This is a genomic window from Phenylobacterium sp. (assembly GCF_030697925.1).
Classification (GTDB): Bacteria; Pseudomonadota; Alphaproteobacteria; order Caulobacterales; family Caulobacteraceae; genus Phenylobacterium.
Genome location: NZ_JAUYOJ010000050.1, coordinates 1 through 13,678, shown reverse-complemented (window position 1 = coordinate 13,678; position 13,678 = coordinate 1). Strand labels below are relative to the sequence as shown.

The following is a 13,678-nucleotide window of genomic DNA, read 5'->3' as shown; positions in this document are numbered from 1 at the left end:
ATCCCAAAGGGGGACGTGCCGGCGTAGCGATCGAGCAGCCAGCCGAGGCCGACGCCCATGAGCACCCCACCCACCACTTCACCGATGAAGCGGTAACCCTGCGCCATCGCCCGGTGCGTTTCGCCGCTGGCCTTGCGGGCCTGCGCCGACTCGGCCGCTTCGAGGCGCGATTCGAGACTAGGGGTCTCGGATTTCGTCTCGTCCGTCCTGGGCATACGTCGGAAGGCCTTTCGACCGCGACGTTTGCCGCCACGGCGGGGGCTTTAGGTCGCGCGGAACCTATAGACGCGGTTGCAGTGCGTCAAGGTTGCGAGATCAGTTATTAACCGACTGATTTATATGGCGATTTTGGCGCCCCAACCGGCGGGTGCGCCGGGGTGCGCTATTGCGCCGCCATGGCCTCGGCCTGGCGCAGGTCGACCGAGACCAATTGCGAAACCCCGCGCTCGGCCATGGTGACGCCGAACAGCCGGTCCATGCGCGCCATGGTCACCGGATTATGGGTGATGGCGATGAAGCGGGTCTGGGTCCGGCGACGCATTTCGTCCAGCAGATTGCAGAACCGGTCGACATTGGCGTCGTCCAGCGGGGCGTCCACCTCGTCCAGCACGCAGATCGGCGCGGGCTGGGCCAGGAACACGGCGAAGATCAGGGCTGCGGCCGTCAGGGCCTGCTCGCCGCCGCTCATCAGGCTCATGGTGGCCATGCGCTTGCCGGGCGGGCAGGCGTAGATCTCCAGGCCGGCCTCCAGCGGATCGTCGGACTCCACCAGGCGCAGCTCGGCCTGGCCGCCCTCGAACAGGGCCTGGAAGAGCATCTTGAAGTGCTCGTTGATCACCTCGAATGCGGCCAGCAGGCGCTCGCGCCCCTCGCCGTTCAGCTCGTCGATCCCCTGGCGCAGGCGCGCGATGGCGCCGGTCAGGTCGGCGCGCTCGGTCTGCATGGTCTCCAGGCGGACGGCGTGCTCGACGGCCTCCTCCTCGGCGCGCAGGTTCACTGGGCCGATGGCGTCGCGCTGGCGCTCCAGATTGTAGAGGTGGGCCTCCATGCCGCCCGGCTCGGCGGGGATGGCCACCGCGTCGTCGGCCAGCTTGCGGCCGAGCTGCTCCGGCTCGACGCGAGCGGTCTCGCGGATCTGGCCGGTGACCTCCGCCAACCGCTCGCTGGCGCCCTCGAGGCGAGCGTCGAGGGAGGCGCGTAGTTCGCGGGCCTGGGACGAGGCGGCGTCGGCGGCGCGCACCGCGCGGTCGGCCTCGGCCCGGGCGCCCTCGGCCTGGGCGAGCGCGTCGGAGGATTGCGCCCGACGCGCCTCGGCCTGGGACAGTTCGTCCAGCAGGGTCTGCAAGCGCGCCTGGTGGGTGGCCGGCGCCTCGTGAGCCTTGTCGAGCTTTCCCTGCGCGCCGGCGCGGGCCTCGACCAGGTGCTCCAGGCGCTTGGCGGCGGCCTGGCCGCGGCGCGTCCAGTCATCGGAATCGCGGCGCAAGTGCTCCAGGCGCCGCGCGCGGCCGTCGCGCTCGCGGACCTCGATCTCCAGGGCCGAGCGGGCGGCGGCGGCGGCCTCGCGGGCGGGACCAGCGGCGGCGCGGGCCTGGGCCAGGCGGGCGGGAAGGTCGCCCACGGCGGTGTCCTCCGCCGACTCGCCCACCGCCACCCGTAGGATGGATTCGGCGTCGGCGAGCTCGGCCTCGAAGCGGCCGATCACGTCGTCCAGGGACTGGGCGTGGGCTTCGCGGCGGGCGGCCTCGCGGTCCAGCTTCTCGACGGCGGCGCGGGCGGCGGAGACCTTCTGTTCGGCGGCCGGCGGTTCGCGGCGGGCGGCGCGCAGGGCCTCCTCGGCGGCGCGGACCCGGGCGGTGGCGGCGGTGAGAGCGTCCTTGGCGAGCTTGGCCTTGGGCGAGATGACCTCGATCTCGGCCTCGACCTCGGTCAGCCGGGTCTTCTGCTCCATCCGCACGGCGGCGGGCTTGGGCGCGTCGGCGCGGGCCGTGAAGCCGTCCCAGCGCCACAGGTCGCCCTCGCGGGAGACCAGCCGGCAGCCGGGGGCGAGTTGGGCCTGCAGCCGGTCGCCGTCCTCGCGGGAGACCAGGGCCGTGAAGGCCAGGCGGGCGGCGAGCGCAGCCGGGGCCTTGACCAGCGGGGCCAGGGGCTGGGCGCCGCCCGGCCAGGCCGGGGCGACAGCGTCGCGTCCGCCCCAGAAGGCCGGGGCCTTGGGGTCCAGCGCCGCGTCCAGGTCGTCGCCCAGCGCGGCGGCCAGCGCCTTCTCGTAGCCGCGATCGGGGGCGACCTCGTCGAGGGCCGGGGTGAAGCCGCCGCGCCGTTGCTGCGCCACGATCTGGGCCAGGGCCCGGGCCTCGGCGGTCAGCCGGCCCAGCTGCTCGTCCTGCTTGCGGGCCGCCTCGCGCAGCTCGTTCTCGGCGGCGGCGGCCTTGCTGCGCTCCTCCTCGGCGGCCTCCAGGGCGGCGCGGACCGTGGCGAGCGTGGCCTCGGCGCGTTCCAGTTCGGCGCGGGCCTGTGCGGTCTGCGGATTGACCGCCGGGCCGAGCTGCTCGCGCTCGGTCTTGGCCTGGTCCAGCGCGCGGCGGGTGCGCGACACACGATTCTGCGCCTCGTCGACGCGGGCCGCGCCGGCGCGGCGGCGGGCCTCGTCGGCGGCGGCCTGGGTGGCCAGCTCCTCCACGGTCTCGTCGGCGGCGACGCGGGCCTCGTCGGCGGCGCGGGCGGCGGCCTCCAATTCGGTCGAACGGTCGGGGGCCGCGGCGATGGCCGCTTCCAGGGCCTGCAGATCGTCGGCCATGCGCTTAAGAGCGACGTCGGCGTCCTCGACGATCTGGGTCTCGCGGGCGCGGTCGGCGTCGATGCGGCCGACCTCGCCGACCAGGCGCTCGACCTCGGCGGCGATGGCCTCGCCCTCGCGGTCCAGGCGGTCCTTGTCGATGGCCAGGCGGTGCAGGATGGCGGCGGCCACGGTCTCGGCCTCGCGCAGGGGGGCGATGGCCTCTTCAGCCTGGGCCGCCAGCGTGGTGGCGCTCGCCGCCTGGCGGGCGGTCTCCTCCACGGCGCGGGCGGCGTCGGCGGCCTCGGTCGCCAGCCGCTCGGCCGCGCCCTTGGCCTCGGCCCAGCGGGAATAGAGCACCGCGCCCTGCAGGGAACGGATCTCGGCCGACAGCTTCTTGTAGCGCTCGGCCTGTCGGGCCTCACGCCGCAGCCGGTTGAGCGCGCTCTCCAATTCATTGGCGACGTCGTCCAGCCGCGAAAGGTTGGTCTCGGCGGCGCGCAGGCGCAGCTCGGCCTCATGGCGGCGGGAGTGCAGGCCCGAGACCCCGGCGGCCTCTTCCAGGATCAGCCGGCGGTTCTGCGGCTTGGCGGCGATCAGCTCGGAGATCTGGCCTTGGCGCACCAGGGCCGGGGAGTTGGAGCCTGTGGAGGCGTCGGCGAACAGCAGCTGGACGTCGCGGGCGCGCACCTCGCGGCCATTGATCTTGTAGGTGGAGCCCGCGCCGCGATCGATGCGGCGGACCACCTCCAGCACCGGGGTGTCGTTGAAAGCCGCCGGCGCCTTGCGGTCGGCGTTGTCGATGGTCAGCGTGACCTCGGCGTGGTTGCGCGAGGCGCGGTCGCCGGAGCCGGCGAAGATCACGTCGTCCATGCCGCCGGCCCGCATGGCCTTGGCGGAATTGGCGCCCATCACCCAGCGCAGGGCTTCCAGCAGGTTGGACTTGCCGCAGCCGTTCGGCCCGACGATCCCCGTAACCCCAGGCTCGATCCGGAACTCCGTCGGGTCGACGAAGGACTTGAACCCGGAGAGGCGGAGGCGCTGGAAATGCAGTTCGGCCTCCTATCTCGGAGCTTGTTTGGCGGCCGAGGCCACGGCGGCGTCCAGCTCGGGGAGGCTCATGGCGGCCTCGGCGACCTTCTTGCCGTTGAAGTAGAAGGTGGGGGTGCCCTTGATCGCGCCCTCCTGGGCGTTCTTGCCGGCCCGGGTCTGCATGGCCTCGAAGCCGGCCTGGTCGCCGACGCAGGCGACGAACTGGGCCTCGGTCAGGCCGCCGGCCTTGGCCGCGGCCACCAGGTTGGCCCGCGCGTCCTGGGTGCGCAGCATCTCGGGGAAGCCACGGAAGGCCGCGTCGACGACCTTGAAATAGTTCTCCGCCCCGGCGCAACGGGCGGTCATGAAGCCCGCGGCGGCCACGTTGGCCGGCTCGGTCAGCACTTCGCGCAGGGTGTAGTGGACCTTGCCGGTGTCGATGTACTTCCTCTTGAAGTGCGGGAAGACCTCGTTGTTGAACGCCGCGCAGTGGACGCAGCTCAACGAGGCGTACTCGACCATCTTCACCCTGGCCTTGGGATCGCCCAGGCTCATGTCGCCCGTCGGCGGCGCGCCGGCCGCCGGACCCGCCGCAAGCGCCAGCGCCGCGAGGGCGGCGGCGATCAGGGTGCGGCGGGCGGGCATGTTCATCCCGATTCCTACTTCGAGGCCGCCGCGATGGCGGCGTCCAGCTCGGCCAGGCTCATCTCGCCTTCCTTCACCACCTTGCCGTTGACGACGAAGGTGGGCGTGGCGCTGATCTTCTGCTCGCGGGCCGACTTGGTGACCCGGGCGTCCAGGGCCTTCAGGGCGGCCTCGTCCGAGACGCAGGCGTTGAATTGCTGCTCGTTCATGCCAGCGGACTGGGCCACGCGGAGCAGGCTGCCGCGCATGTCGCCGGTGGTGAACATCTCCTGTTGGGCGTTGAACACCGAGTCGACGACGCCGAAATACTTATCCTTGCCGGCGCAGCGGGCCATCAGGAAGCCGGCGGCGGCCACCTCGGCGGGCGGGGTCAGGAACTCCTTGAAGGTGTAGTGGACCTTGCCGGTGTCGATGTACTTCTTCTTGAACGCCGGGAAGACCTCGGCGTTGAAGGTGGCGCAGTGGCTGCAGGTCAGCGAGGCGTATTCGACCAGCTTCACCGGGGCCTTGGGGTCGCCCAGGGTCATGTCGTCGCCGCTCGGGGTCCCGGCAGGCTTTGAGCAGCCGGCCAGGGCCAGCGCTCCCAGCGCGGCGACGACGAGCAGACGACGATTGAAGTTCAGCATGGGACCCTCAGAATTCCGAATGGGTGAGTAAAGCGCGATTCCCGCCGGCAGGAACGTTTGGAAGCGCCCAAAGTCAACCGGTGCGACGACGCAGCACGCCGCGACCCAAGCTGAGCAATGCGGCTTTCAGAGGGCCATCGGGCGCGGCGGCCAGGCTGGCGGCCAGTTCGGCCTCCTCGGCGGCGTCCAATGGGGCCGAGCGGCGGCGGACGGGCTTGCCGGTCTCGGCGGTCGCCCGTAGCGGGCCTTGGACGATGCGCAGCTTGTTCACCGCAGCCTCGCCCAGGAACAGGTTCACCCGCGCCACGATCTCCGGCGCCTGGTGCTGGATGAGCGCCGCCGAGGCCCCGGCCACGCGGATCTCCAGGGCGGCGGGACCGCCGGTGCGCGGCTTGGTCAGCTTCACGGGCTCGGTGCGCCGCGCGATCTCGGCCCCGACGATCTCGCGCCAGCGGGCCTGCAGGGCCCCCGATCCCAGGCCGTACTTGGCGTCCAGCTCCTTCAGCAGCCGGTTCAGGCTGCGGCCGGCCACCGGCGGCGGTCGGCGCTGGGGCCGCGTGCGCTTGCGCGCCAGGATCGCGGCGGCTTCGGCGGCGGTGGGGAGGTCACGGGCCATCGGCCCGATCCTACATCAAGGCTCCCCCAGGAGGCGAGGATCGGGTAGCGAGGAGGCGATGACCCCCGAGGCCCTCCGTTCAGCCCTGCTCGCCTGGTACGACGTGGGCGCCCGCGACCTGGCCTGGCGCGTGGGACCCTCGGACGGGCGCGAGGGCGTGCGGGCCGATCCCTATCGGGTCTGGCTGTCGGAAGTGATGCTGCAGCAGACCACCGTGCCGCACGCCACGCCCTATTTCCTGAAGTTCACCGCTCGCTGGCCGACCGTGTCGGCCCTCGCCGCCGAGGAAGACGGGGAGGTGATGGCCGCCTGGGCGGGCCTCGGCTACTACGCCCGCGCCCGCAATCTGCTGGCCTGCGCCAGGGCGGTGGCGAGCGAGCATCGCGGGGTGTTCCCGGACACGGAGGAGGGCTTACGCGCCCTGCCGGGGCTCGGCCCCTATACGGCCGCGGCGGTGGCGGCGATCGCCTTCGACCGCCCGACCAATGTGGTGGACGGCAATGTGGAGCGGGTCATGGCCCGCCTGTTCGCCGTCGAGACCCCGCTGCCCGACGCCAAGCCGGAGCTGAAGCGGCTCGCCGAGGCCCTGGTCCGCGACGAGCGCCCCGGCGACTGGGCCCAGGCCCTGATGGACCTCGGCGCCACGGTCTGCCGTCCCAAGGGCCCGCTCTGCGATCGTTGCCCGGTGGCGGCCTTCTGCGCGGGCCTGGCCGGCGGCGAGCCGGAGACCTATCCGCGCCGGACCGCCAAGGCCGTCCGGCCGCACCGGCACGGGGTCGCCTACATCCTGACCCGCGGGAACGAGGTCGCCCTGGTGCGCCGTCCGCCCAAGGGGCTGCTCGGCGGGATGCTGGCCCTGCCGACCAGCGACTGGCGCGGCGTGGGTTGGAGCGACGAGGAGGCCCTGCACGCCGCCCCGGTCGGCGCCGACTGGCGCGCTATGGGCGAAGTGGAGCACGGCTTCACCCACTTCACCCTGACCCTGCGGCTCATGCGCGCCGAGGGGGACGCCGAGGGCCTGATCTGGACCCCGCGCTCGGGACTGGACGCCCTGCCGAGCGTGTTCCTGAAGGCGGCGAGGGCGGGGTTGGGGAACCTGCTGTAGCCGACCCGGTAAAGCTGCCTCCCCAATGGGTGATTAGCGGCCTTTCATTCGGGAATTTCAGCTACTGCGCTCTCGCAGAGGAACGCGGAGTCACCGAGGCGAATGAGAAGCTTCGGCTCTGTAGCAGCGACTGTTCTGAGGATGTTGTGCGCCACGGATTGACGTTCGAGCTCGCCGCAGATGATGTCGCGGATACAAGCCGGGCCATGCCCGACCAAGAACCCACTAGTCTGAGCCATAGCTACGAAACGCGAAAGGTCTGCAGCCTGGTTGAGAAAATGGTCTGGCTTCAGGAAGGCGGTGTTCGCGTGGAGGTAATCGTTCACCCTGCCGTAGAGGGTAAGTGGCTGGCCGATCGGTCCGGAGCAGTAGATGGACCAGTCACAGGCTTGCGCCCAGGGGATGTCCGAAACCGGTCTTACGTGAAGATCTTCCAACGCTTCGTCATCATCGAGGCCCAGTTCGTCTGTGAGAAGTCGGCCAGCGCCAAGGCCATCGAAAACGAGGGAAATCGCCCCTTCAGCGTTCCGGTCGGTGTAGGGGCTCTCCCACCAGCGGTAACCCCGCACCGCGATGGTCAGTTTTCGGCCGGACCATGTGACCCCGTCGATCCTCGTCGGATGAACGATAGGCCTATCGGTTAACAGCTCGATCAAATCACGGCTTCTCATCGCGTCGAGGTTAGCCGCTGCGCCAAGGTCCGCAATGGGGGCGTAGGCGGACATTGGCCTTGCGCCCAGACGCCAGCCTCGTGGTCGGCCCGTGCTGCGACGGACTGGCCCGACCCTAGGGACTCACTCTTATGCCGCCGGCATCGCGCTGCGGATCTTCGACCGCAGCACGTCGATCGGGGCCAGGCCCTTGTCCGACTTGAAGTGCCAGTAGGTCCAGCCGTTGCAGGCCGGGGCCGACTGCACCATGGCGCCGACCTTGTGGATCGAGCCGGACAGGTCGCCGATCACCAGGCTGCCGTCGGCGCGCACCCGGGCCACCCGTTCGCCCTTGGGGCAATAGAGGGTGTCGCCGGGGCTGAGCAGGCCCGCCTCCAGCACCTGGCCGAAGGGCACGCGGGGCTCGGACTTCTTGGAGCCGGTGACCTCCAGGTCGCCGGGCGCCATCGGAATGACGCGCGCGATCCGCTCGCGGGCGAGCTTCACATACTTCTCGTCCTGTTCCAGGCCGATGAACTTGCGACCCAGGCGCCGCGCCGCGGCGCCCGTCGTGCCGGTGCCAAAGAACGGGTCGAGGATGATGTCGCCGGGCTTGGTCGAGGCCAGGATGACCCGGTGCAGCAGGGCCTCGGGCTTCTGGGTCGGGTGGGCCTTGACCCCGTTCTCGTCCTTCAGCCGCTCCTCGCCGGTGCACAGCGGGAAGGTCCAGTCCGAGCGCATCTGCACGTCGTCATTGGCCATCTTCATGGCGTCGTAGTTGAAGGTGTAGCGGCGCGAGCCGCGGCCCTTGGCGGCCCAGATCAGGGTCTCGTGGGCGTTGGTGAAGCGGGTGCCCTTGAAGTTCGGCATTGGGTTGGCCTTGCGCCAGACGATGTCGTTCAGCAGCCAGAAGCCCAGGTCCTGCAGCGTCGCGCCGACCCGGAAGATGTTGTGGTAGCTGCCGATCACCCACAGCGCGCCGTCGTCCTTCAGCACCCGGCGGCATTCGGTCAGCCACTCGCGGGTGAACTTGTCGTAGGCGGCGAAGCTCTCGAACTGGTCCCAGTGGTCGTCGACGGCGTCGACCTTGGAATTGTCCGGCCGCAGCAGGTCGCCGCCGAGCTGGAGGTTGTAGGGCGGGTCGGCGAACACCAGGTCGACCGACTTCTCGGGCAGCTTCTTCAGCTCCGCGATGCAGTCGCCGTGGATGATGGTGTCGGGGGAAACGCCCATGTCACTGACCTCGATGTCCGGAGTCAGAATCATGAGTCATCGTGGTGAAGGCCGCGTTGAAGAACGTGGTGAACGAACCGTAAATCGTTCGCGATCAGCCCTTGCCGATCAATCGACGAGTTCGCCGCGTTCGATGAGGGCCAGGCGCACCGGCTCCCAGCCGCGGCGGTGGATCTCACAGGGTCCGAGGGTGCGCAGAGCCTCCACATGGATTTGGGCGTGATACCCTTTGTGGCCGGCAAAACCATATCCTGGATATAGATTGTCCATCTCCACCATCAGCCGGTCGCGGGCGACCTTGGCCAGGATCGAGGCCGCGGCGATGGAGCAGCTGATCGAGTCGCCCTTCACCACCGTCTTCACCTCGCAGGGCAGCTTGAAGCGGTAGTTGCCGTCGACCAGGGCGTAGACCGGGGTCACGCTGAGCGCCTCGATGGCGCGGCACATGGCCAGGCCCGCGGCGTGCAGGATGTTGAGCTCGGCGATCTCCTCGACCGAGGCGAAGCCGACGCCCCAGGCGATGGCGTGCTGCTTGATCTCGATCTCCAGGGCTTCGCGGGCCTTGGCGGTCAGCTTCTTGGAGTCGTCCAGGCCCGGGGGCACCCGCGCCGGATCGAGGATCACGGCGCCCGCCGAGACCGGCCCGGCCCACGGTCCGCGCCCCGCCTCGTCGACGCCGCAGACCGGGCCGGGACAGGCCATTTCCAGCACCATGTCCGGCATCAGGAGGGGCTCATCCGGCGGACCTGGGCGTGGCGGTGGCAGGAGGTCAGGTGGTCGTTGACGAAGCCGGTGGCCTGCATGAAGGCGTAGACGATCACCGGGCCGACGAACTTGTAGCCCTTGGCCTTCAGCGCCTTGGACATCTCCTCGGCCACGCGGGTCTGGGCGGGAACCTGGTCGATGCGCTCCCAGCTGTTCTGGATCACCGTGCCGTTGGTGAAGCTCCACAGGAACTGGGAGAAGTCCTCGCCCTTGTCGCGCATGTCGAGATAGATCCGAGCGCCGGCTATGGCCGCGTCGATCTTGCCGTTGGAGCGGACGATACCGGCGTCGGCCATCAGCCGGGCGCGGTCGGCCTCGCCGAACCGGGCCACCTGCTCGGGATCGAAGTCAGCGAAGGCGGCGCGGAAGGCGTCGCGCTTGCGCAGGATGGTGATCCAGGCGAGCCCCGCCTGGAACCCGTCCAGCACCAGCTTCTCCCAGAGCGCGCGGGAATCGTATTCCGGCACGCCCCATTCCGTGTCGTGATAGGCCTCATAGAGCGGGTCGCCGGCCATGCCGCGCCAGCCGCATCGAATCGGGTCGGAGGTCATGGCCGCCAGTTTTGGCCGCCGCGCGCGGGCCTTTCAAGCGGCGCCTCGACGATCGTCCGCGACAGTTCGCGGCGGGGTTCAGTTCTCGCCGCCAAAGACGTCGTCGGGGCTGGGCGTATTTTCCATGTGGATCGGCCGGCTCGGGCGCTTGGCCTTCTTAACGACGGGTTTGGCGTAGGCCTCTTCGCCGCCGCCGGTGTTGAGCTCGGCTTCGCTGACAACCTGGTCGCCGGTCAGCAGGTTCCAGCTCACCTCCCGCCAGCCGTGGGCGTTGGTCCGGCTGTAGGCCTTCGCGTCGAGGCCGATGAGCCGCATCTTCTCGGCCTTGGGGTCGTAGCGGTAGCGATAGGTCGTGGCGACCGCCGAGGTCCCACCCGTCAGGTCCTTGATCATCAGCACGCCGTTGCGGATCGACAGGTTGGCGGGGCCGAGCGGATAGGCGTCGAGCTGCAGTACGCCCACGGGCTGGTGGCCAAGGTCCACCTCGCTGCGATAGGCGAGCATGGCCGTCAGCTCGCGCTTGTCCTCGCCGCGGGCGATGAAGACGGTGTCGATCTCGCCGTCGCCGTTGAAGTCGCCGTCGAGCCGGACCTCCAGCTCGGCGGGCTCGACCATCCCCTTCACCTCCTCGGCGCTCATCGGCGGGACCGGAACCCGCTGGGCCATGGCCGGCATGGCGATCGAGGCTATGGTCAGGGCCAGCAAGGCGGTCTTCATGGTCGCTTCCCCAGGTTGCGGCGCTCGGCGCGAGCGTGCCTCGTCTGTGCGGCAGGACAATAGGGAGACGGCCATGGCCTTCGAGAACTTCCAACTGTCGCGGGTGGACGTGGGCGAGGCGACGTTGCGGGTGCGCCACGGCGGCTCGGGTCCGCCTTTGCTTTTGCTGCACGGCTATCCCGAGACCCACATGATGTGGGGAAAGATCGCCGACGACCTGGCCAAGGACTTCACCGTGGTGGCGCCCGACCTGCGCGGCTATGGCGAGAGTTCCAAGCCCGCCGCCAATGACGGCCACGAGAGCTATTCCAAGCGCGCCATGGCCCGAGACGCCGTGGCCCTGATGGAGCATTTCGGTTTCGCCCGCTTCGATCTGGCCGGTCATGACCGGGGCGGGCGGGTCGGCTATCGCCTGGCGCTGGACTATCCGCAGGCGGTGCGGAAGCTCTCGATCCTCGACATCATCCCCACCGCCGAGGTGTGGAAGCGCGCCGACAAGCGCTTCGCGCTCGCCTACTGGCACTGGAGCTTCCTGGCCCAGCCGGCGCCGTTCCCCGAGACCCTGATCGCCCACGACCCCGACGCCTTCCTGTTCGGCGGAATGCTGCGCGGGGGCAAGTCGCCCTTCGCCGACGACGCCTATGCCGACTACCGCAAGGCCACCGCCGATCCGGCGGTGATCCACGCCATGTGCGAGGACTACCGCGCCGGCGCCTCCTACGACGTCGCCGCCGACGAGGCCGATCGCGGGAAGACCAAGATCGCCGCCCCGGTCCAGGTGCTGTGGGGCGCGCGCGCCGCGCTGGCGGCCTGGTACGACGTGCTCGAGGTCTGGCGGGAATGGGCCCACGACGTCCAGGGCTACGCCATCGACAGCGGCCACTTCATCCCCGAGGAACGGCCGGCCGAGACCCTGGCGGCGCTGCGGAGGTTTTTCCTCAGCTAATCTCACCAACAGCTGTCATCCCGGCCGCAGCGAAGCGAAGAGCCGGGACCCATGAACACCCGATGGAGCAGGATGCGGCTGCGCATCACCATCTGGATCGGCTCGGCGCGTATGGGTCCCGGACAAGCGCTGCGCGCTTTCCGGGATGACACCTTGGGTTAGGCGCCGGCCGCGGTTGCGAACCACCCTGGCGTCTCGGCTCGCACCTTCCGCCCGTCCGCGGTCAGATCGCCGCCGATGCGATCCAGGCGCACCAGGGCCATGGCGCGGCCCTGCGCGCCAGACAGCACTTCGCCGGCGCGGAGCTCGCCGTTCAGCACCTCGGCGCCCGAGGCCGGAGCGCCGCCCTCGAAGGCCAGGGGCAGCATGCGGCTCTTGATCTGGCCCCGGCGCTTCATGCGCGAGGTGGTCTCCTGGCCGACGAAACAGCCCTTCTTGAAGTCGATGCCGTTCAGCAGGTCGAAATTGGCCTCGATGGGATAGGTGGTCTCGCCCGCCCAGTCGGCGGGGCCCGGCACGCCCAGGGCCAGGCGGTGGGCGTCATAGGCGGCCTCGTCCGCGTTCGTCGAGGCGTCCACGCCGTAGCCGCGCCAGCCCAGGCCCGGCAACCTCGGATCGGCCAGCCAGCCCGCGCCGAGGTCGCTCCCAAAGGCCGCGAAGACCGGCGTCTCGTCCGCCTCGATCTTCACCTTGGCGCGCAGGCGGTACATGGAGAGCCGCAGGATCAGGGCCTCGCGCCCGGCGGCCTCGACGTCCAGCCAGGCGCCATCCTCGCGTCCGATCAGGAACATGTCGTACATCAGCCGGCCTTGCGGGGTGAGCAGGGCGCCGAACCGCAACTCGCCCGGCGCCAAGCTTTCGACATCCTGGGTGATCAGACCCTGCAGGAATGTCCGCCAATCCTCGCCCGAGACCGCGATCAGGGCTCGGCTGTTCAAGCGTGCGATGGAGGTTGGTTTCGTCATGGTGTCGCAGTTAGGGGCTCGCCGGGTGGAGCGCCAGCGCCAGGCCCCTTATACAGTCCCAATGCCCAACGGGTCCTTCCCGATTCTATTCATCACGGCGACGCGCATCGGCGACGCCGTGCTGTCGTCCGGGCTGATCCGTAAGTTGGTGGAAGAGGTGCCGCACGCGCGCTTCACCGTCGTGGCGGGACCGGCCGCCGCGCCGCTGTTCCTCGACACCCCGCACCTGGACGAGATCATCGTCTTCGAGAAGTCCAAGAGCGGCGGCCACTGGCTCGACCTGTGGAACCGGGTGCGGCGAAGGAAATGGGGCCTGATCGTCGACCTGCGCGGCTCGGCCATCTCCCAGCTGCTGAAGCGCGATCGCCGGGCGGTGTTCAAGCGCAGCTCCGGGCCGGTGGTGCACAAGGTGGTCGAGGCTTCGCGCCTGCTGAAGATCGAAGACGACCCGGCCGCACCCTTCCTCTTCACCAGCGAGGCCACCGAGGCCTATGCCGAGGAGTTGACGGCCGGCCGCGGGCCGATCCTGGCCCTGGCCCCGGCCGCCAACTGGGTGGGCAAGACCTGGCCGGCCGAGCGCTTCGCCCAGGTGGCCAACCAGCTGGTCGGCGGTCACGGCCCGATGGCGGGCGGACGGCTGATGCTGCTGGGCGGGCCGGACGACGCCCAGGCGGTGGCGGCCTTGCGCCACGTCCTGCCCCGCGAACGCACCCTGGACCTGGCCGGCAAGGTCGACCTGCTGACCGCCTATGCCTGCCTCAAGCGCGCGCGGCTGTTCATCGGCAATGATTCCGGCCTGATGCACCTGGCCGCGGCGGCGGGAATCCCCACGGTCGGCCTGTTCGGCCCCTCCGACGAACGCATGTACGCCCCCTGGGGACCCGACACCCGGGTGGTCCGCGGGACGCGGAGTTTCGAGCAGATCCGCGCGGTTGACCCTGGCTTTCAGCAGGCGCTCTGTCACATGATGGACCTGCCGGTCAGCGACGTGACCGCCGCCGCCAAGGACCTGTTGGCGCAAACTCAGAAATAGGACGTCCCATGCCGCAGACCT

13 protein-coding genes and 1 pseudogene are annotated in these 13,678 nt (G+C 70.0%); 3 read left to right on the top strand and 11 right to left on the bottom strand.

All coding sequences use genetic code 11. The annotated features are described in order from the left end of the window. The 5 genes and pseudogenes from Q8Q88_RS05160 to Q8Q88_RS05140 form a co-directional block, all read right to left on the bottom strand. Window positions 1-215 (bottom strand): annotated as a pseudogene (locus tag Q8Q88_RS05160) (F0F1 ATP synthase assembly protein); the annotation flags it as partial. Window positions 216-382: 167 nt separating this feature from the next. Continuing rightward, entirely contained in the window at window positions 383-3,826 is a 3,444-nt protein-coding gene (gene smc / locus Q8Q88_RS05155; RefSeq protein ID WP_305674131.1) for a chromosome segregation protein SMC, read from the bottom strand. Between the two features lie 9 nt (window positions 3,827-3,835). After that, the gene (locus tag Q8Q88_RS05150) at window positions 3,836-4,456 is read right to left on the bottom strand and encodes a thioredoxin domain-containing protein (protein ID WP_305674129.1); all 621 of its coding nucleotides are present in this window, start codon (window positions 4,454-4,456) and stop codon (window positions 3,836-3,838) included. An 8-nt stretch (window positions 4,457-4,464) separates the two neighbouring features. Beyond that, on the bottom strand, window positions 4,465-5,076 hold the full coding sequence (locus Q8Q88_RS05145; RefSeq protein WP_305674128.1) for a DsbA family protein: 612 nt from the start codon (window positions 5,074-5,076) through the stop codon (window positions 4,465-4,467). A 73-nt stretch (window positions 5,077-5,149) separates the two neighbouring features. Then, a complete protein-coding gene (locus tag Q8Q88_RS05140) occupies window positions 5,150-5,692 on the bottom strand; it encodes a DUF721 domain-containing protein (protein ID WP_305674127.1) in 543 nt (180 codons plus the stop codon). Window positions 5,693-5,750: 58 nt separating this feature from the next. Between Q8Q88_RS05140 and mutY the strand changes: the two genes are divergently transcribed. Further along, the gene (gene mutY, locus Q8Q88_RS05135; RefSeq protein ID WP_305674126.1) at window positions 5,751-6,797 is read left to right on the top strand and encodes an A/G-specific adenine glycosylase; all 1,047 of its coding nucleotides are present in this window, start codon (window positions 5,751-5,753) and stop codon (window positions 6,795-6,797) included. Between the two features lie 44 nt (window positions 6,798-6,841). On the opposite strand, the gene Q8Q88_RS05130 is transcribed toward mutY, so the two are convergent. The 5 genes from Q8Q88_RS05130 to Q8Q88_RS05110 all read right to left on the bottom strand — a co-directional run bounded on the left by Q8Q88_RS05130 (window position 6,842) and on the right by Q8Q88_RS05110 (window position 10,713). Beyond that, window positions 6,842-7,522 carry a hypothetical protein gene (locus Q8Q88_RS05130; protein ID WP_305674125.1) on the bottom strand — a complete coding sequence of 227 codons (681 nt, stop codon included), beginning with the start codon at window positions 7,520-7,522 and terminating at the stop codon, window positions 6,842-6,844. A 75-nt stretch (window positions 7,523-7,597) separates the two neighbouring features. Continuing rightward, on the bottom strand, window positions 7,598-8,680 hold the full coding sequence (locus Q8Q88_RS05125; protein WP_305674130.1) for a site-specific DNA-methyltransferase: 1,083 nt from the start codon (window positions 8,678-8,680) through the stop codon (window positions 7,598-7,600). 108 nt (window positions 8,681-8,788) lie between these two features. Beyond that, window positions 8,789-9,403, bottom strand: a complete 615-nt coding sequence (locus tag Q8Q88_RS05120) for a ribonuclease HII (protein WP_305674124.1) — start codon at window positions 9,401-9,403, stop codon at window positions 8,789-8,791. Beyond that, the gene (locus Q8Q88_RS05115; protein WP_305674123.1) at window positions 9,403-9,996 is read right to left on the bottom strand and encodes a DNA-3-methyladenine glycosylase I; all 594 of its coding nucleotides are present in this window, start codon (window positions 9,994-9,996) and stop codon (window positions 9,403-9,405) included. The genes Q8Q88_RS05120 and Q8Q88_RS05115 overlap by 1 nt, the downstream gene beginning before the upstream one ends. A 78-nt stretch (window positions 9,997-10,074) precedes the next feature. Beyond that, the gene (locus Q8Q88_RS05110; protein WP_305674122.1) at window positions 10,075-10,713 is read right to left on the bottom strand and encodes a hypothetical protein; all 639 of its coding nucleotides are present in this window, start codon (window positions 10,711-10,713) and stop codon (window positions 10,075-10,077) included. A 73-nt stretch (window positions 10,714-10,786) separates the two neighbouring features. Here Q8Q88_RS05110 and Q8Q88_RS05105 point away from each other — a divergent pair, with 73 nt between their 5' ends. Next, entirely contained in the window at window positions 10,787-11,659 is an 873-nt protein-coding gene (locus Q8Q88_RS05105; RefSeq protein WP_305674121.1) for an alpha/beta fold hydrolase, read from the top strand. Between the two features lie 158 nt (window positions 11,660-11,817). Here Q8Q88_RS05105 and Q8Q88_RS05100 read toward each other — a convergent pair whose 3' ends face one another. Beyond that, on the bottom strand, window positions 11,818-12,624 hold the full coding sequence (locus Q8Q88_RS05100) for a folate-binding protein YgfZ (RefSeq protein ID WP_305674120.1): 807 nt from the start codon (window positions 12,622-12,624) through the stop codon (window positions 11,818-11,820). 61 nt (window positions 12,625-12,685) lie between these two features. Between Q8Q88_RS05100 and Q8Q88_RS05095 the strand changes: the two genes are divergently transcribed. Then, the gene (locus Q8Q88_RS05095) at window positions 12,686-13,657 is read left to right on the top strand and encodes a glycosyltransferase family 9 protein (RefSeq protein WP_305674119.1); all 972 of its coding nucleotides are present in this window, start codon (window positions 12,686-12,688) and stop codon (window positions 13,655-13,657) included. Window positions 13,658-13,678: the final 21 nt, after the last annotated feature.